This is a genomic window from Oceanimonas smirnovii ATCC BAA-899, from assembly GCF_000381965.1.
In the GTDB taxonomy this organism is placed as follows: domain Bacteria; phylum Pseudomonadota; class Gammaproteobacteria; order Enterobacterales; family Aeromonadaceae; genus Oceanimonas; species Oceanimonas smirnovii.
Genome location: NZ_KB908460.1, coordinates 111,355 through 129,972, shown reverse-complemented (window position 1 = coordinate 129,972; position 18,618 = coordinate 111,355). Strand labels below are relative to the sequence as shown.

Annotated in this window: 17 protein-coding genes; 11 read left to right on the top strand and 6 right to left on the bottom strand. The window is 55.4% G+C overall.

Annotated features, from left to right (window positions below):
* Positions 1-7: 7 nt before the first annotated feature.
* Positions 8-601: a 5'-deoxynucleotidase gene (gene yfbR, locus G364_RS0109580; RefSeq protein ID WP_019934930.1), complete on the bottom strand. Its 594-nt coding sequence runs from the start codon at positions 599-601 to the stop codon at positions 8-10.
* A 68-nt stretch (positions 602-669) separates the two neighbouring features.
* Between yfbR and G364_RS0109575 the strand changes: the two genes are divergently transcribed.
* On the top strand, positions 670-960 hold the full coding sequence (locus G364_RS0109575; RefSeq protein ID WP_019934929.1) for a DUF1244 domain-containing protein: 291 nt from the start codon (positions 670-672) through the stop codon (positions 958-960).
* Between the two features lie 210 nt (positions 961-1,170).
* On the opposite strand, the gene purU is transcribed toward G364_RS0109575, so the two are convergent.
* The 3 genes from purU to G364_RS0109560 all read right to left on the bottom strand — a co-directional run bounded on the left by purU (position 1,171) and on the right by G364_RS0109560 (position 3,561).
* Positions 1,171-2,007: a formyltetrahydrofolate deformylase gene (gene purU / locus G364_RS0109570; RefSeq protein ID WP_019934928.1), complete on the bottom strand. Its 837-nt coding sequence runs from the start codon at positions 2,005-2,007 to the stop codon at positions 1,171-1,173.
* Between the two features lie 27 nt (positions 2,008-2,034).
* Positions 2,035-2,499, bottom strand: a complete 465-nt coding sequence (locus tag G364_RS0109565; protein ID WP_019934927.1) for a YchJ family protein — start codon at positions 2,497-2,499, stop codon at positions 2,035-2,037.
* Between the two features lie 111 nt (positions 2,500-2,610).
* Positions 2,611-3,561, bottom strand: coding sequence for an OmpA family protein (locus G364_RS0109560; protein ID WP_019934926.1), 951 nt, complete (start codon positions 3,559-3,561; stop codon positions 2,611-2,613).
* Between the two features lie 353 nt (positions 3,562-3,914).
* Between G364_RS0109560 and G364_RS0109555 the strand changes: the two genes are divergently transcribed.
* The 8 genes from G364_RS0109555 to G364_RS0109515 all read left to right on the top strand — a co-directional run bounded on the left by G364_RS0109555 (position 3,915) and on the right by G364_RS0109515 (position 12,855).
* A complete protein-coding gene (locus G364_RS0109555; protein WP_019934925.1) occupies positions 3,915-4,166 on the top strand; it encodes a helix-turn-helix domain-containing protein in 252 nt (83 codons plus the stop codon).
* Between the two features lie 140 nt (positions 4,167-4,306).
* Positions 4,307-5,080 carry a M48 family metallopeptidase gene (locus G364_RS0109550; protein ID WP_019934924.1) on the top strand — a complete coding sequence of 258 codons (774 nt, stop codon included), beginning with the start codon at positions 4,307-4,309 and terminating at the stop codon, positions 5,078-5,080.
* Positions 5,080-6,006: an ROK family protein gene (locus G364_RS0109545; protein ID WP_019934923.1), complete on the top strand. Its 927-nt coding sequence runs from the start codon at positions 5,080-5,082 to the stop codon at positions 6,004-6,006. The genes G364_RS0109550 and G364_RS0109545 overlap by 1 nt, the downstream gene beginning before the upstream one ends.
* Before the next feature lie 44 nt (positions 6,007-6,050).
* Positions 6,051-6,662, top strand: coding sequence for a BamJ family beta-barrel-assembly machinery protein (bamJ, locus tag G364_RS0109540; protein ID WP_019934922.1), 612 nt, complete (start codon positions 6,051-6,053; stop codon positions 6,660-6,662).
* 136 nt (positions 6,663-6,798) lie between these two features.
* On the top strand, positions 6,799-7,611 hold the full coding sequence (gene dapB, locus G364_RS0109535) for a 4-hydroxy-tetrahydrodipicolinate reductase (protein ID WP_026344820.1): 813 nt from the start codon (positions 6,799-6,801) through the stop codon (positions 7,609-7,611).
* Between the two features lie 405 nt (positions 7,612-8,016).
* On the top strand, positions 8,017-9,153 hold the full coding sequence (gene carA, locus G364_RS0109525; RefSeq protein WP_026344819.1) for a glutamine-hydrolyzing carbamoyl-phosphate synthase small subunit: 1,137 nt from the start codon (positions 8,017-8,019) through the stop codon (positions 9,151-9,153).
* Positions 9,154-9,169: 16 nt separating this feature from the next.
* Positions 9,170-12,397, top strand: a complete 3,228-nt coding sequence (carB, locus tag G364_RS0109520; RefSeq protein WP_019934919.1) for a carbamoyl-phosphate synthase large subunit — start codon at positions 9,170-9,172, stop codon at positions 12,395-12,397.
* A 254-nt stretch (positions 12,398-12,651) separates the two neighbouring features.
* The gene (locus tag G364_RS0109515) at positions 12,652-12,855 is read left to right on the top strand and encodes a cold-shock protein (protein WP_019934918.1); all 204 of its coding nucleotides are present in this window, start codon (positions 12,652-12,654) and stop codon (positions 12,853-12,855) included.
* A 67-nt stretch (positions 12,856-12,922) separates the two neighbouring features.
* Here G364_RS0109515 and ansA read toward each other — a convergent pair whose 3' ends face one another.
* Complete coding sequence (ansA, locus tag G364_RS0109510) at positions 12,923-13,942, bottom strand: asparaginase (protein WP_019934917.1); 1,020 nt, start codon at positions 13,940-13,942, stop codon at positions 12,923-12,925.
* A complete protein-coding gene (gene sppA / locus G364_RS0109505) occupies positions 13,942-15,777 on the bottom strand; it encodes a signal peptide peptidase SppA (RefSeq protein ID WP_019934916.1) in 1,836 nt (611 codons plus the stop codon). The genes ansA and sppA overlap by 1 nt, the downstream gene beginning before the upstream one ends.
* Positions 15,778-15,959: 182 nt before the next feature.
* Between sppA and G364_RS0109500 the strand changes: the two genes are divergently transcribed.
* Both G364_RS0109500 and G364_RS0109495 read left to right on the top strand, forming a co-directional pair.
* A complete protein-coding gene (locus tag G364_RS0109500; RefSeq protein WP_019934915.1) occupies positions 15,960-17,966 on the top strand; it encodes an NADPH-dependent 2,4-dienoyl-CoA reductase in 2,007 nt (668 codons plus the stop codon).
* Positions 17,967-18,024: 58 nt separating this feature from the next.
* The gene (locus G364_RS0109495; protein WP_019934914.1) at positions 18,025-18,579 is read left to right on the top strand and encodes an NAD(P)H nitroreductase; all 555 of its coding nucleotides are present in this window, start codon (positions 18,025-18,027) and stop codon (positions 18,577-18,579) included.
* Positions 18,580-18,618 lie beyond the last annotated feature (39 nt).

The following is an 18,618-nucleotide window of genomic DNA, read 5'->3' as shown; positions in this document are numbered from 1 at the left end:
TTTTTACTCAAAACCCCGGCGTGGAGATTTCATCCAGGGACAGAGAAAAGCTGGGTACGAATACGTCGAGAAAGTAGCGGATTTCGTCATTCATGCGGGCATCCAGCATGGCGGTGAGGCGCTCCCGTGCCTTGGCAAACTCCCGGTTTCCCGCCGACAGCTCTTCCTCGCATTTGAGATAGGCGCAGAGAATATCGGCAGATTTGACCAGCGGGCTGTAGTCGTCTGTTACGTGACCAGATACCAAGGACTCATAGGCAGTACGCAGCTCGGCAGGCAGCATGGTGAGCAGGGTTTGTTCGGCATTCTGCTCTATGGCCTTGTAGGCACTGGCAATGTCCTGGTTGAAATACTTTACCGGCGTGGGTAAATCGCCGGTCAGCACTTCGCTGGCATCGTGATAAAGCGCGCGCATGACGGCAGTGCCGGGATCGAGCTTGCCATCAAACAGAGTATTTTTAATTATCACCAGAGCATGAGCGACCATGGCCACCTGCAGACTGTGCTCAGCCACGTTCTCGGGAACCGTGTTGCGCATCAGCGGCCAGCGCTGGATCAGCTTCATTCGTGCCATTTGGGCGAAAAAGTGACTGCGTTTCATGGCGTTGCCTCATGAGGTTTGTCTTACTAGCCGTTATAATGACACTTCAACAGCAAATGGAGAAGACGATGGACAAGCAAACTCAGACCGAACTTGAAGCTGCTGCTTTTCGTGCCCTGATAACGCATCTGGACAAGCGTAAGGATGTGCAGAATATCGATCTGATGAACCTGGCCGGTTTTTGTCGCAACTGCCTGAGTAAATGGTATCTGGCCGCCGCCGAAGTGCGGGGAGTAGAGATGAACTACGATCAGGCCCGTGAGCAGATATACGGCATGCCCTACAGTGAGTGGAAGGATAAATACCAGCAGGAAGCGACCCCAGAGCAAAAGGCCGCCTTTGAGAAAAGCCACAAATAATATAGCTGTAAGCGGTCAGCTTTAAGCTGTCAGCCGCCCGCTGTAGCCTGCAGGCACGGTGGTGTACCTGCAGATTTAATACGCCTGTCACTTGTAGCAGGCAGCCAGGCATTTACAAACACAGCTGTGAGCCATCAAGCACCGTCACTTATAGCTGACAGCTTACGGCTTACAGCTCCCCAAGGGGGATTACAGCTCCCCCGAAGGGGGTTATTTAAACACCACAGTACGGTTACCGTAGACGAATACTCTTTCTTCCAGCACCAGGTTGAGTGCCCGGCTCAATACTGATTTCTCCACATCTCGGCCGGCTCTTGCCATGTCTTCGGCAGAATATGCGTGACTGACGTGAGTCACGTCCTGCTCGATAATCGGGCCTTCGTCCAGATCGTCGGTGACGAAATGGGCGGTGGCGCCAATCATCTTTACACCCCGCTCATAGGCCTGACGATAAGGGCTGGCACCGATAAAGGCGGGAAGAAAAGAGTGGTGAATATTAATGATGCGCTTGTTGTAACGAGCCACGAACTCCGGGCTAAGGATGCGCATATACTTGGCCAGCACCACATAGTCGGGATCGTAGCTGTCTATCACCTCGGTCAGCAGACGCTCGTGCTCAGCGCGGTTAAGACCCTCGTGAGACACAGTGTGGTAAGGAATATCAAACTTTTCGGTCAGTGACTGCAGGGTGTCATAGTTGCCGGCCACTGCCACTATGTCGATATTCATGGCACCACTGAAGTGTTTCATCAGAATATCACCCAGACAATGGGCTTCCCTGGTTACCAGTATCACGACCCGTTTGCTGCCTGCAGGTACCAGACGATTTTGGCCGCCTTCCGGCAGGGCTTCGTTCAGATCTGCCAGCAGAGTAACATCATTAAAACGGCCTTCCAGCTCGGTACGCATAAAGAAGTGGCCGTTATCGTGATCCACAAACTCAGCATTACGTACAATGTTAAGCTGATGCTTATAACAAATATTAGTAATTTTAGAGATAAGTCCCCGGGCGTCCGGGCAGTGACTCAGCAGAATTTTACGTTCCATCAGTATCTTCTTGTTGTTGATTAAGCCTTAATAACGGCGGCTGCAGCAGTGCTTGTACTTTTTTCCGCTGCCACAGGGGCAGGGCAGGTTAGGGCCGGTTTTGGGCGGGTTATGCACGCCGGAGTGATATACCCAATTCTGGTTCAGTCGCACAAAAAGAGAGCGCTCATGCAGCAGTACTACACGTCCGTTTTCACGGTAACGTACTTTAAACTCTACCTCGCCCTCGTGGTCTTTATTTGTGCCTCTGGCAAAAACAATTGTGAGGCCGAGCCAGTCGGTATTCAGCCCTGAGTCGGCAAGGGCAGTAGCATCCAGTTTACCCAGTGTATCCGGGTGCCAGGTACTGACCAGATAGTCACCTTGTCCCAGCCGGTAGGCGCTGTAGCGTGAGCGCATCAGCGCCAGAGGCGTTGGAGCTGCCAGCCTGCCTGCCAGAAAAGGCTGGCAGCAGTCGGCAAAAGTAAGTTTGCTGTCACAGTAACATTGCATCAGGACTGTTCCAGGTGAAGATAAACAGCAAGTATGCCAGATTATGCCTGCCAGTGAGAAAACAAAAACGGCCCCGCAGGGCCGTTTTTTCACGGGCAGTAACAGGCTGTGTTATTCAACGATTTCAACCTGGATGCTGGCCTGGCCTTTGGCATCTACACGACGGTCGCGCTGACGCTCGGCATCAGTTACGCCCTGAGCCAGCTCTTCACCGTACCAGGCGGTCTGAATGTTTTGTGCAGCTACGCCCTGGTTTACCAGATATTCCTTGGCGGCCAGCGCACGGCGCTCAGACAGCTTGCGGTTGTATTCGGCGCTGCCCAGACGGTCAGCATAGCCGGCCAGTTCAATCTGATAGTCCGGATTCTGGGCAGCAAAGGCCGCAACTTCGTCCAGAGTGGCACGGGAGTCAGCAGACAGAGCTGAACTGTCAAAAGCAAAGTAAACAGAGCCGTCTGCAGTCACAGTACGGGTTTCGTAAGTCACTTCAGGCTGAGGCTGCGGAGCTACCGGAGCAGGTGCCGGGGCGGCTTTGCGACGGTTAGGGTGCAGAACAAACTCAACCATAAAGTTGTTCACGTCACTTTCGTAACCGTTGTCAGCGAGGTCGCCAACATTTTCGATACGACGATAGCGAGCCTGTACATCAACCAGATCAGTCACCTGGTAAGTCACACCCAGACCAGCCATGGGAGAAATGCCATCGTGGTTGATAGCGCGAACGGAGCGCCAGCCCCAGGCACCAGCTTCACCAAATACGGAAAGCTTGGGACTCAGCGGATAACGGCCAATAGCAGAAATGTTGGCGTTGTGGGTACGGGTCGCACCACCGTTGAACAGGGTATAGCCTGCTTCAGCACCAAAGTACTGGTTAAAGTTATAACCTGCAAAAGCATTGATGGAGCCGGTTTCGTCTTTGACGGCAGGCAGGTTGTCCTGAATGTCTTCAAAGTTTGCCAAACCTGCACCACCACCGATGTACCAGTCGTTTGCCATTACATTGGTGGACAAACCAGCGGCAAGAGCCACTGCCAGAACTGTAGGAGCCACTGTCTTTTTCATTTTTTATTCCTCATTCAAATGAGTTTTAAATGGTTGCTGACATAATATTCTTTAATTCGCATATGTGATGCGTGTTATAGGTGTTATCAGCATACCCACGCGAAACCAGATTAGCGTGTTTAACAAGCCCTAACAAGGTATGCGTGCTCAATAATGCCCCAGTTTGAGGTAACATGTCTGATATCAGCTGCGTTAAAGTTGGTATCAGGGTAATGGCTTGTCTTAAACGCTGTTGTGCCAGTTTTTTGTTGAATAAATTTCACTCAGTTCATAACGAGTCTGTTCAGCAGTGTTAAACTAAAGGGTGAACACAACCTTGTGTCGTAATCTGCATAGTGAGGAGTAGCAAGATTATGAATCCTGATACCAGTCTGGTCGGACAAAAAATCCGTAAAATACGCGAAGCCATGGGGCTCAGCCGGCCCAAGTTTGCCGAGTTGCTGCAGGTTCCGCCCACGACCCTAAAGAATTATGAGCTGGGGTATCGGGAAGTCGGCGGTGCCTTTCTGGTAGCGTTGGCACAACATCCGGAGCTGCACAAATATACTCTTTGGCTGCTGGCTGGCACCACTGTGCCTGAAGCAGGTCAGATCGGCCCGGAGTGATGACACCTTCTGACGCAATGAAGCGGACGGCAGCGTTTTCGTCAAAATAATGCGTTCGAGTCTGTTTACCGCTTGTGTAAGCCGGCAGTTATGCTAAAAAATGAAATTTTGGCATAGTTGAGGGTAAAGCGGTGCGAGTAATGATTCTGGCTTTCGTACTGGGTGCACTAACAGCCTGCACCCAGTCTCCTACCGGCCGCAGCCAGGTGCTGCTATTTTCCGAAAACGACATGCAACAGCTGGGTGAGCAGTCGTTCACTCAGCTCAAGGAGCAGGAGCGTATCAGCACTGATCGCGGTCTTAATCGTTATGTGCAGTGCGTGACCAGCCAGCTGACCGCCACGCTACCCGGCGCTAATCAGTGGGAAGTGGTGTTATTTGATTCCGAACAAATTAATGCCTTTGCACTGCCGGGCGGGAATATCGGTGTCTATACCGGCCTGCTTAAGGTTGCCAATAGCCAGGATCAGCTTGCCGCTGTTATCGGGCACGAGATTGCTCACGTACTTGCCCGGCACAGCAACGAGCGCGTGTCACGCACTCAGCTTGCCAACATCGGGTTGACTGCCGCCGATGCTGCCCTGGGTCAGTCTGGTGTAAGAGAGTCGGCCATGGCTGCGCTGGGTCTGGGAGTGCAGGTAGGTTACCTGTTGCCTTATGGTCGAGAGCAGGAAGCTGAAGCAGACAAACTGGGCTTACAGTTAATGGCTCAGGCAGGGTTTGATCCGGAGCAGGCCATTGCCCTGTGGCGCAACATGGCTGCTGCTGAATCCGGTAATCAGCCGCCGGAATTACTTTCTACTCATCCTGCCCATGGCACCCGTATACAGGGGTTGTCGGGCCTGCTGCCGGAAGCCCGCACGCTTTATATGCAGGCCCGGGCACAGGGCAAGCAGCCGGCGTGTGACCGCTGATGATCTACGGTTTTGATATCGGTGGTACAAAAATTGCTTTCGCTGCCTATGATGACAAGCTTCACCCGCAGCTTGCCGAGGTGCATACCACGCCAAAAGACGATTATGACGCCTTTTTGGCACTGATCACTGAGCAGCTCCAGCGGGCTGACAGTCATTTTGGTGCCAAAATGCCGGTTGGGTTTGGGTTTCCCGGTATTCAAAATGAAAAGGGGGCTGTACTGGCACCCAACGTACCCGCTATTCATGGCCGTAATCTGCTTGGTGATCTGCAGCTGCGGCTGGAACGGCCCGTTTATGGCAACAATGATGCCAACTGCTTTTTGCTCTCGGAGTATCACGGTGGTGCCGTGGCTGGAAAAGAACTGGCGCTGGGTCTGACCCTTGGGACCGGAGTAGGTGGCGCGCTTATCCATAAAGGCTGCCTGATCAGCGGACGCCGTTTCGGCTGTGGTGAATTTGGCCACGGACCTGTGGGGGCCGATGTGCTGGCCCGTTATCCCGGACTGCCTCTTTATGCCTGTGGCTGCGGCCGTATTGCCTGTCTGGAAACCTATGTTTCCGGTACTGGTCTGGCCCGGCTGGCGCAATATACAGGCAACGAGCAAACAGGCCAGCAGCTGATGGACTCCTGGCTTGAAGGGGATGCCAGAGCAACCACCTGCATGAACGTCTATCTGGATATACTGTCTTCCGGACTGGGAACCCTGATCACGCAGCTTGACCCCGATGCCATTGTGCTTGGCGGTGGCATCAGTGAAACCCCGGCTTTGTATCAGGCCCTGGCTTCGCGCCTGCCTGCCTGCCTGATGACCGGTATGCAAGCGCCACCGGTTTATGGACCCGTGTTCGGCGGGGCAGGTGGCGTCCGGGGTGCGGCATTATTGGCCAGGCAACCCGATTGGGCGTTCAGCTCACTGGCGTAATTTGTTAGCATGGCATCTTTGCACTCAAACACAGAGGGAATTCCATGTCGTCTTACGAGACAGTAGAACAGAAAGCCAGCTATGGCATCGGCCGTCAGATCGGTGATCAGCTGGCCCAGCAGCCGTTTGAAGGGCTGAACATTGCCGCCGTACAACAAGGTCTGGCCGACTCCCTCAACGGTGAAGAGTTTGCCGTATCCCGGGAAGACATCAACGCTGCTTTTGGCGTGATCACCGAGCGTATGAAAGCCGAGCAGGCTTCTCAGTCCGCCAAAGCAAAGGAAGAAGAAGCTGCTTTCCTGGCCGCCAATGCCGAGCGTACCGAAGTGCAGCAAACCGAATCTGGTCTGCAGTACGAAGTACTGACTGCCGGTGACGGTGCCAAGCCTGCCGAAACCGATACTGTGCGTGTGCACTATCACGGTACCTTTACCGATGGCTCTGTATTTGACAGTTCCGTACTGCGCGGTGAACCGGCTCAGTTCCCGGTAAATGGCGTGATCAAGGGCTGGGTAGAAGCACTGCAGCTGATGCCGGTTGGCTCCAAGTGGAAGCTGTTCGTTCCTCATCACCTGGCCTACGGCGAGCAGGGTGCCGGCTCCATTCCTCCGTGCTCCACCCTGGTATTTGAAGTTGAGCTGCTTGAAATCGCCTGATTTCAGACAGTCTGAAAAAACCGGCCTCGGCCGGTTTTTTTATGCCCGGTTTACGTTTGTGTAATTTGCAAGGAAAGCGCATTCTGGCAAACTGCATAACTATCGCAATATGGCCAATGATAAAAGGGAAAATAACATGAGTAATCCGGTTCGCATCGCCATTGCCGGCTGCAACGGACGTATGGGCAAGGTACTGGTAGAGTCCGTGACCAACACCGAGGGCGTGGTGCTGACCGCGGCCATTGAGCATGCCGGCTCCAGTGTGCTGGGTGCCGATGCCGGTGAACTGGCCAATGTAGGCCGGCTCAATGTACCGGTGACAGCCAGCCTGGCTGAAACTATTGATAATGTAGATGTGATCATCGACTTTACCCGCCCCGAAGCGACTCTGACCAATATTGCCCTGGCGCAAGAGCACGGCAAGCGTCTGGTGATCGGCACCACCGGCTTTACCGATGAGCAGAAAGCCGAGATTCAGGCTGCCGCCGCTGATACTGCTATGGTGATTGCCTCCAATTACAGTGTGGGCGTTAATTTGGTGTTCAAGCTGCTGGAGCAGGCAGCAAAAGTCATGGGTGATTATACCGATATTGAAATTATCGAAGCGCATCATCGCCATAAGGTAGATGCTCCCTCCGGTACGGCACTGAGCATGGGCGAGGTGATTGCCAATACACTCGGTCGTGATCTTAAAGAGTGTGCCGTTTACGGCCGGGAAGGCATTACCGGTGAGCGGGATCCAAACACCATTGGCTTTGCCACCATTCGTGCCGGCGATGTGGTCGGCGAGCATACCGCTTTGTTTGCCGACATTGGTGAGCGGGTCGAGATCACGCATAAGGCGTCCAACCGGCTGACCTTCGCCAACGGTGCTGTGCGGGCAGCAGCCTGGATTGCTGTCCAGCCAGCAGGCATTTTTGATATGCAGGATGTGTTGGGGCTTAAATAAGCAGCAATATTGCCAGAAAAAAGCATTCCGCCGGTGCTGTGCGCATGAAGGTGGAATGCTTTTTTTATTTAAATTTTGGTAAGTGTTTGTTTATAAAGTTTTTTGTTTTTATTTTTAAATAAAATCAGGCATTTTTTTGATTTTTTGGGTCAAAGTGTTATTTATTCTGTTTTGATGGTTTTCCCCTTTCTTTTTATACTGTTATTCTGAATTTTTATGCTGTCACAGGTGATTTTTTCGACTTTCAGTGTTTTGGTTCACAAAAAAGTTTGTCGAAAACCGCTGGTACAGATAAAATACACAGAATTTGCCCAGTATTAGCCGAGATGCAGTAAAATTTTTTTGTCTGTAGCTCGGGACAGCCAGGTAAATTGTTGATTTATAAGAATTAACTTGGAGGTTGTCTTGAATCACTCAGCGCTGCTCGTATTGGAAGATGGCTCGGTCTTCCACGGTACAGCCATTGGCGCCGACGGATGTTCCGTTGGTGAGGTGGTATTTAACACGTCAATGACGGGATACCAGGAAATCCTTACCGATCCTTCCTATGCACGCCAAATCGTCACGCTCACTTATCCTCATATAGGCAATACCGGCACTAACGCCGAAGATGAAGAATCCGACCGGATTCAGGCTCAGGGTCTGATTATTCGCGATCTTCCCATTATCGCTTCCAGCTTTCGTAACCAGCGCACCCTGTCCGATTACCTCAAAGCTCACAATATAGTGGGTATTGCCGATATCGATACTCGTAAGCTGACCCGCGTTCTGCGTGAGAAAGGCTCCATGGCCGGATGCATTCTGGCCGGCAGCAATCTGGATGAAGCCAAGGCACTGGCCGAAGCCAAAGACTTTCCGGGCCTCAAGGGGATGGACCTGGCCAAGGAAGTCACCACGGCTGCCGCCTATGAATGGCGTGAAGGCAGCTGGCAGCTGGGCCAGGGCCACAGCCAGCCCACCGACGCCGAGCTGCCCTACCATGTGGTGGCTTACGACTTCGGTGCCAAGCGCAATATTCTGCGCATGCTGGTAGATCGTGGCTGCCGCCTGACCGTGGTTTCTGCCCAGACTCCGGCGTCAGAAGTGCTGGCCATGAATCCGGACGGCATTTTCCTGTCCAACGGTCCCGGCGACCCCGAGCCCTGTGACTATGCCATTGAGGCCATCAAGACCTTCCTCGAGACCGAGATTCCGGTGTTCGGCATTTGCCTCGGTCACCAGCTGCTGGGACTGGCCAGTGGTGCCAAGACCGTGAAAATGGGTCACGGCCATCATGGCGCCAACCACCCGGTGAAGGATCTGGATCGTGATGTGGTGATGATCACCTCACAGAACCACGGCTTTGCGGTAGACGGCGACACCCTGCCCGAGAACCTGCGCGCCACCCATGTGTCGCTGTTTGACGGCACCCTGCAGGGCATGCATCGCACCGACAAGCCGGCGTTCTCTTTTCAGGGACACCCGGAAGCCAGTCCGGGCCCGCACGAGGCCGCCAACCTGTTCGATCATTTTATCGAACTGATCAAGAAATACCGCGCATAAGGAGTAGGGTAGAGACATGCCAAAACGTACAGACATACAGAGCATTCTGATCCTGGGTGCCGGCCCCATCGTGATCGGCCAGGCCTGTGAATTCGACTACTCCGGTGCCCAGGCCTGCAAGGCCCTGCGCGAAGAAGGTTATCGCGTCATTCTGGTCAACTCCAACCCGGCCACCATCATGACCGATCCGGAGATGGCCGATGCCACTTATATCGAGCCCATCGACTGGCAGGTAGTGCACAAAATCATCGAGAAGGAGCGGCCGGATGCGGTGCTGCCCACCATGGGTGGCCAGACCGCACTGAACTGTGCGCTGGAGCTGGAAAAGCACGGTGTGCTGAAAGAGTTCGGCGTGGAAATGATCGGTGCTACCGCCGACGCCATCGACAAGGCCGAAGACCGCTACCGCTTTGACAAGGCGATGAAGAGCATCGGCCTGGAATGCCCCCGTGCCGGCATTGCCCATAATATGGACGAAGCCTACGGCGTGCTGGATCAGGTGGGTTTCCCCTGTATCATTCGCCCCAGCTTCACCATGGGCGGCACCGGTGGCGGCATTGCCTACAACCGGGAAGAATTTGAAGAAATTTGTACTCGCGGTCTGGACCTGTCGCCCACCAACGAGCTGCTGATCGACGAATCCCTGATCGGCTGGAAAGAGTACGAGATGGAAGTGGTGCGGGATCGCAATGATAACTGCATCATCGTCTGTGCCATTGAAAACTTCGACGCCATGGGTGTGCACACCGGTGACTCCATCACAGTGGCGCCGGCCCAGACCCTGACCGACAAGGAATACCAGCTGATGCGCAACGCCTCCATGGCGGTGCTGCGTGAAATTGGTGTGGAAACCGGCGGTTCCAACGTGCAGTTTGGTGTGAACCCCAAAGACGGCCGCATGGTCATCATCGAGATGAACCCCCGTGTGTCCCGCTCTTCCGCGCTGGCCTCCAAGGCCACCGGTTTTCCCATCGCCAAAATTGCCGCCAAGCTGGCTGTCGGTTACACCCTGGACGAGCTGCAGAACGACATCACCGGCGGCCGCACTCCGGCATCCTTTGAGCCTGCCATCGATTATGTGGTGACCAAGGTTCCGCGCTTTAACTTTGAAAAGTTTGCCGGTACCAACGATCGCCTGACCACACAAATGAAGTCGGTGGGTGAAGTCATGGCCATCGGCCGCAACTTCCAGGAGTCAGTGCAGAAAGCCCTGCGCGGCCTGGAAACCGGCATGAACGGCTTTGATCCCATTGTTGACCTGAACGATCCGGAAAGCCTGGCGCGCATTCGCCATGAGCTGCAGGATCCGGGTGCCGAGCGTATCTGGTACATCGCCGATGCTTTCCGTGCCGGCATGAGCGTGGACGGTGTGTTCAAGCTGACCAACGTTGACCGCTGGTTCCTGGTGCAGATTGAAGAGCTGGTGAAGCTGGAAGAACAGGTAAAAGACGCCGGTATGGCCGGCCTGACTCCCGAGCTGCTGCGCGCCCTCAAGCGCAAGGGCTTTGCCGATGCCCGTCTGGGCAAGCTGCTGGGCGTGGCCGAAGGCGAAGTGCGCAAGCTGCGTCACCGCCATGAAATCTTCCCGGTATACAAGCGGGTGGATACCTGTGCCGCCGAGTTTGCCACCAACACCGCCTATATGTACTCCAGCTACGACGAAGAGTGTGAGGCCAATCCGTCCGATAAAGACAAAATTATCGTACTGGGTGGCGGCCCCAACCGTATTGGTCAGGGTATCGAGTTCGATTACTGCTGCGTTCACGCTTCTCTGGCACTGCGTGAAGACGGTTACGAGACCATTATGGTCAACTGTAACCCCGAGACCGTCTCCACCGACTACGACACCTCCGACCGTCTCTATTTTGAGCCGGTGACCCTGGAAGACGTGCTGGAAATCGTACGGGTCGAGCAGCCCAAGGGCGTGATCGTGCAGTACGGCGGTCAGACTCCGCTGAAACTGGCACGCGCTCTGGAAGCAGCCGGTGTGCCTATTATCGGCACCAGCCCAGACGCCATTGACCGGGCTGAAGACCGCGAGCGCTTCCAGCAGGCGGTGGATCGTCTGGGCCTCAAGCAGCCTCAGAATGCGACTGTGACCGCTCTGGATCAGGCCGTAAATCTGGCTGTTGATATCGGTTATCCGCTGGTGGTGCGTCCGTCCTATGTACTGGGTGGCCGCGCCATGGAAATCGTTTATGACGAGCAGGATCTGCGCCGCTACTTCAACGAAGCGGTCAGTGTATCCAACGAGTCGCCGGTACTGCTGGACCGCTTCCTGGATGACGCTACCGAGGTAGACGTAGATGCCATCTGCGACGGCAAGGACGTGGTGATTGGCGGCATCATGGAGCACATCGAGCAGGCCGGCGTTCACTCCGGTGACTCCGGTTGTTCACTGCCTCCCTATACCCTGAGCCAGTCCATTCAGGACGAGATGCGTGAGCAGGTACGCAAGCTGGCACTGGAGCTGGGCGTTGTTGGCCTGATGAACGTGCAGTTCGCGGTCAAGGGCAACGATATTTACCTCATCGAGGTAAACCCCCGTGCCGCCCGTACCGTGCCCTTCGTGTCCAAGGCCACCGGTGTGCCCCTGGCCAAGGTGGCAGCCCGCGCCATGGCCGGCAAGTCGCTGGCGGAGCAGGGCGTGACCGAGGAAATTATTCCGCCTTACTACTCCGTGAAGGAAGTGGTGCTGCCGTTTAACAAGTTCCCCGGCGTTGATCCGCTGCTGGGCCCGGAAATGCGCAGCACCGGTGAAGTGATGGGCGTGGGTGAAACCTTTGCCGAAGCCTTTGGCAAGGCGCATCTGGGTGCCGGCAAGGCCGTACCGAAGGAAGGCCGTGCACTGCTGTCTGTCCGTCACAGCGATAAGCAGCGGGTAGTGGACCTGGCCGCCAGCCTGATTGCCGCCGGTTATCAGATTGATGCCACCCACGGCACCGCCGTGGTATTGGGTGAAGCCAATATCAATCCGCGTCTGGTGAACAAGGTGCATGAAGGTCGTCCGCATATTCTTGATCGCATCAAGAACAATGAGTACACCTACATTATTAACACTGCGGAAGGTCGTCAGGCCATCGAAGACTCCCGTCAGCTGCGCCGCGGTGCTCTGGCGCAGAAGCTGTCTTACACCACGACCCTGAATGGTGGTTTTGCCACTGTAATGGCCATGGAGCATGACGCTACCGAGTCAGTGATTTCCGTACAGGAAATGCATGCCCGGGTAGCCAGCGGCAAGTAAGCTTTGGTATTTCTCTGATAAAAAGGCACCTGCGGGTGCCTTTTTATGTTGTATAAAATTTATTCATGATTTTTTACGATAGTGTTTGACGGCATCCCCCCACTGCCGTAGAGTACACCTCAGCAAGATTCTCAAGTCAGCGCAGCATCAGTATATTGTTGGTCCTTACGGTTCTACAGTCTCCACGCTTCCTTATTTGATTTATTGCGGTTCCGGGCATATGCCCATTCATATTTTTAAAAAGGTAAGTAAACATGGCTACTGGCACTGTTAAATGGTTCAACGAGTCCAAAGGTTTTGGTTTTATCACTCCCGCTGACGGCGGCAAAGATCTGTTTGCCCATTTCTCCGAGATCGTTGGCAGCGGTTTTAAAACCCTGGCCGAAGGTCAGCAGGTATCCTACACCCCGGCTGAGGGTGCCAAGGGTCCTCAGGCTTCACAGATTCAGGTTCTGTAATCATTTTTAAATGATTTAAAACCTAAAAAAACCCGCGTCGGCGGGTTTTTTACGTTTCAGGCCCGGCTCAGCCGGCGGGTGCCGTCAGCTCGCCCCTGAGGCTTTGCCCCATCAGCCGGCGCACTTCATCAGCCGGCAGATTTTTGCTCAGCAGATAATGCAGTTTGGTCAGAGCGGCTTCCGTGGTCATGTCATAGCCCGACAGCACACCGGCGTTAGCCAGTGCCTTACCGGGCGCATAGCCTTCCATGTTGACCGAGCCGCGGCGGCATTGCGTGAGGTTCACAATGATCACTCCCCGTGCCGACGCTTCACTCAGCAGCTCCAGCATGGCTGTGCTCTGGGGAGCATTACCCACGCCGTAAGACAGCAGCAGCAGGGCCTTCACCGGCTGGCGCAGCAGGTTGGCGATGACCTCTGCACTGATCCCCGGATAGAGCGTGACCACCCCAATGGGCTGAGGCGTAATGGCACTGACGGTAAGCGGCTTGCCGCTGGACTGACTCAGCCTGCCCGCCTCAAGACTGATATGAATACCGGCATTGAGCAGAGGCGGAAAGTTGGGCGAGTCAAAGGCATTAAAGCCATCGGCGTGCACCTTGCTGGCCCGGTTACCCCGGTACAGCTGGTTATTAAAAAACAGGCCCACCTCATGAATGGGGTATTCGGCAGCAATATAAAGCGCATTCAGCAGATTATTGCGGCCGTCTGAGCGTAGCTCTACCAGCGGAATTTGTGAGCCGGTCACGATTACCGGCTTGTCCAGATCTTCCAGCATGAAAGACAGCGCAGAAGCGGTAAATGCCATGGTATCGGTGCCGTGCAGCACCACAAAGCCGTCATACTCGTCGTAGTGAGCACGAATATCATCAGCAATGTGCTGCCAGTCGGCAGGGGTCATGTCTGAAGAGTCGATTAAGGGATCATACTCACTGATATGATAAGCAGGCATTTCCGGCCGGTGCAGCTCGGGCGTGGCGGCCAGACTGTCAGTCATAAAGCCCGCCAGGGGCACATAGCCCTTTGCGGATTTCTGCATACCGATGGTGCCGCCGGTGTAGGCGATATAGATTTTTTTGCGGCTCATTAAAACTCCTGACACTCAACACACAGCACATACTGGCCACGGATATCGTTAAACTGGCTCAGGGTATTCAGCTCGTTATTCAGTTGCTCAGCCGCCGGTCGTAGTACCTCGGGCAGAGCGGTCTGAAGCAGCGCCTGTGCATCCAGTCTGGAGTCCAGCAGCTGAGCCATCAGCAGCTCTTTAGGAGAGCGGGGCAGTTGTACCGGTTTTATCCGGTATTCACCCAAGCCAGCCAGCTCGGCGGCGCCGGCCAGGGCATCATCAAGATACCCCAGCTCATCGACCAGCCCCAGGGCCTGAGCATCACTGCCGGTCCATACATGGCCCTGAGCGGCGGCTTCCACCTGCTTGGGCTCAAGTTCACGTCCTTTTGACACCAGGGTGACAAATTGATCGTAGGTGTGCTCTACACCCAGCTGGATCAGCTCCTGGGCATGCTCGGGCAGGCCGGTGGTCAGGCCGGCACCGACAAAGTCGGTAGTGCCCACACCATCGGTATTCAGGCCCAGCTTTTCCAGCGCGTCTTCAAAGGTAAGAAACAGACCAAATACGCCAATGGAGCCGGTGAGGGTGGTGGGGGCGGCATAGATTTTATCGGCGTCGGCGGCAATCCAGTAGCCTCCCGAGGCGGCTGTGCTGCCCATGGACACCACCAGCGGCTTGCCGCTTTCCTTGAAGCGCAGCAAGGCAGCGCGGATCTGCTCGGCGGCAAAGGCACTGCCGCCGGGGCTGTCGATGCGAAGTACCAGTGCATTCAGCTCATTGTCACGGCGGGCGCGGTCAATCAGGCGGGACAGCTGTTCATCATTGATGGTATTAGGTGCCGGCTCTCCGCCCATAATTGCACCACTGGCGGTAATCAGACCAATGGCGGGAGCCGTGCTTTGCTCGTTAGCAGCGTAGGTCAGATAGCGGCTTACACCCACGCTTTGATAGGTGCCGGCGGCATGATCCCAGCCGGCTATCTTACTCACTTCCACCAGCATGTCATGACGAGTAGCCAGTTTATCTACCAGTCCCTGTTCCAGTGCATACTGGGCCGGATCACCACCTACTGCCCGAAAGCGGCTTAGCAGCAACTCCTTGCCCGGGCTGATATGATCAGCAGGAATATTACGCAGTGTGCTCACATTATCCTGATAATGCTGCCACAGCTGGCCCAGCCAGCGCAGTGCGTCTTCCCGGCTCTCAGCGGACATGTCATCGCGCATATAGGGCTCCACAAACGACTTGTAAGTGCCCACTCTGAACACATGGGGCGTAATATCAAAACGCTCAAAGGCCGATTTGTAATGCAGCCGGTATACGCCCAGACCCTGTATGGTGACGGCACCGGCCGGATTCAGCCAGATTTCATCGGCATGAGCCGCCAGATAATACTGGCCCTGAGTGTAATAATCGCCAATGGCGTAGACCGGCTTGCCTGACGTTTTAAAGCTTTCCAGAGCAGCGCCGATTTCATCCAGTTTGGTCAAACTTGACTCTGTCATGTTCTGTAGTCTGAGCACGACCGCCTTGATGCTGTCATCGTGGCGGGCTGCAGCAAGTGCCTGCTTGATTTGCTCCAGAGTCAGCGGCGGGGGAGCACTGTCGCCGGCCAGCCATTTGTTGAACAGGCGGCGCGGACTGCTTTGAATATCCTGCTCCAGCACAGGACCGTTTATTTCCAGTGTCAGCGCAGCACTGGAGGGCAGCACCGGTGCCTCTTTTTCGCCAAAAAATATTACGAAGAAACCCAACAGCCCCAATAAAAAAAACAGGTTGACGATCAGAGAACGAAAGATGCTCAGCACTCGGCCCAGAGTGCGAAATATCCATTTAATGGCAGACCACATAAACAGCGCCTTAAACAAGAGGGTCGAATTAGTCCATTATGGCGGCAGCATGGTCACAATGCCACGGTCAGCGGTAGTAAACGAAGACAACTTCACGAAAAAATGAGTTAAACACGTGTTTGAAATTTGTGCTGGCATCTTCTAATTTAATCAGGCCTTTCCTTTGATTGCCGAGAGAGTCTATGCCTGCCTATCCTCATTTGTTGTCTGCTCTGGATCTGGGTTTTACTACTCTGAAAAACCGCGTGATCATGGGATCCATGCATACCGGTCTGGAAGAAGAACGCGGCGGCGTTGACAAGCTGGCGGCCTTTTACCGTGCGCGGGCCGCGGGCGGTGTGGGACTGATTATTACCGGCGGCATCGCCCCCAGCGTTCGCGGCCGGCTGGCACCCAATGCGGCCCAGCTGAGTTTTTGCTGGCAGCTGGCCCGTCATCGCAAGCTCACCACAGCCGTGCATGAGGCGGGCAGCAAAATTGCTCTGCAGATATTGCATGCGGGCCGCTATGCCTTTCATCCTTTTGCCGAGGCACCCTCGGCAGGTAAATCCCCGATCAGCCGGTTCTCTGCCAGTGCCATGAGTGAGCGCCGCATTCGCCGTTGCATTGCCGGCTTTGCTGATACAGCAAGCCTGGCAAAGCAGGCAGGATACGACGGCGTGGAAATCATGGGCTCGGAAGGCTATCTCATTAATCAGTTTCTGTGTTCACGCACCAATAAAAGAACCGATGCCTGGGGCGGCAGTGCCGCCAACCGCCACAGACTGGCGCTGGACATAGTCCGTGCTGTCCGTGCCCGGGCGGGACAAAACTTTATTATTATCTTTCGGCTGTCCATGCTGGACCTGGTGGAGCAGGGCTCCAGCCTGGACGAAGTGATAGCCCTTGGACAAGCGCTGGAGCAGGCCGGCGTTACCCTTATCAATACCGGCATCGGCTGGCATGAGGCACGCATTCCCACCATTGCTACCTGTGTGCCCAGAGGGGCCTTCAGTTGGATTACCGAACGCATCAAACAGCAGCTGACCATACCTGTGGTGGCCACCAACCGCATTAATACGCCCGAGGTGGCGGAGCAGATTCTGGCCAGCGGCCAGGCCGATCTGATCTGTATGGCCCGGCCCTTTCTGGCCGATGCGCGTTTTGTGGCCAAAGCCGCCGCCGGCATGCCGGAGCGCATCAATACCTGCATTGCCTGTAATCAGGCCTGTCTGGATCGCGTATTTAATGGTAAGCGTGCCAGTTGTCTGGTCAATCCCTTTGCCTGTTATGAAACCGAGCTGACGGTCACTCCTGCCAAGCATGCCAAAAAGCTGGCGGTGGTGGGGGCCGGACCCGCCGGCCTGGCCTTTGCCTGCACCACTGCCGAGCGGGGCCATATCGTCACACTGTTCGAGCAAAGCGGCGTGATTGGCGGTCAGTTTAATTATGCCCGGCGCATTCCCGGCAAAAGCGAGTTTACCGAGACGCTGCGCTATTTTACCCATAGATTGCAGCAAACCGGTGTGACCCTTCGGCTGAATACTCGGGCTGAAGTGCCCATGCTGGCGGACTTTGACGAGGTGATTCTGGCCACCGGTGTCCGGCCCAGGTGGCCGAAACTTGAGGGCATTCAGCACCCGAGCGTGGTCAGCTACATCCAGATATTAAGCGGTGAGGTGATGCCCGGACGCAATGTGGCCATTATCGGTGCCGGCGGCATAGGCGTGGATCTGGCCCATTTTCTGGTGGCCGAGCCTGAGCCAAGCCTGAATGACTGGTTACAGGAGTGGGGCATTGATCGCCAATATCGTCAGCCCGGTGGCCTGATGCCGGCGCATACGCCCGAGCCCGGGCGGCAGGTGTGGCTGTTGCAGCGCAAGCCCCAGGAGCCGGGGCGAGGGCAGGGCAAAACCACCGGCTGGATCCACAAGGCCGGGTTGCGCCACCATGGTGTGCATCTTTGGGGCGGTGTCACTTACACCCGTATTGACGATAAAGGCCTGCATATAGAGCGCAATGGCACAGCAGAATGCCTGCCGGTGGATCAGGTGGTGATTTGTGCTGGCCAGGAGCCCGAGCAAAGCCTGAACGCCGCCCTTGAGCAGACCGGCAAGCCGGTACATGTCATTGGCGGAGCCCATGTGGCTGCCGAGCTGGATGCCGAGCGCGCCATTCGTCAGGGCACAGCGCTGGCACTGCGCATATAGCCTTTATGACCGGCCTTCGGGCTGTTATGGTAGCGCGGTCTGAATACAGGAGAACATCATGGACGCACAGGAACTGTTACTGAACCGCCATTCCAACCCTCGTCTGATTGCGCCGGCCCCCGCCGGTGAGCAGCTCAATACCCTGTTTCGTGCCGGCCTGCGGGCACCGGATCATGCCGGGCTGACCCCCTGGGAATTTATTGTGTTTGAAGGCGAGCAGCGCAACGCTCTGGGTGATGTGCTGGCCGCTGCTGCCAAAGCTCAGGGCGAAAGTGAAGATGCCATCGACAAGGCCCGCCATGCTCCCTTGCGTGCGCCCATGGTGATCACTGTGGTGGCCAAGGTGAAAGAGCACGGCAAGGTGCCGCGTCTTGAGCAGGAGCTATCTGCCGGCTGTGCCCTGATGGCCATGCAGATGGCGGCCCAGAGCATGGGCTTTAACGGCATCTGGCGCACCGGCTGGTTTGCCTTTGATCGCGGTGTTCACCGTGATCTGGGTCTTGAAGAGCAGGATCAGATAGTGGGCTTTCTCTATCTGGGCACGCCGGAAGTGGAAGTACGCCGGCTACCCGAGCGCGACCCGGCCCAGTTTGTGCGCTACTTCGGCCGTTAAAAACGCCAACTTGCCGCTCAGATGCCGGCCGCTGCCGGC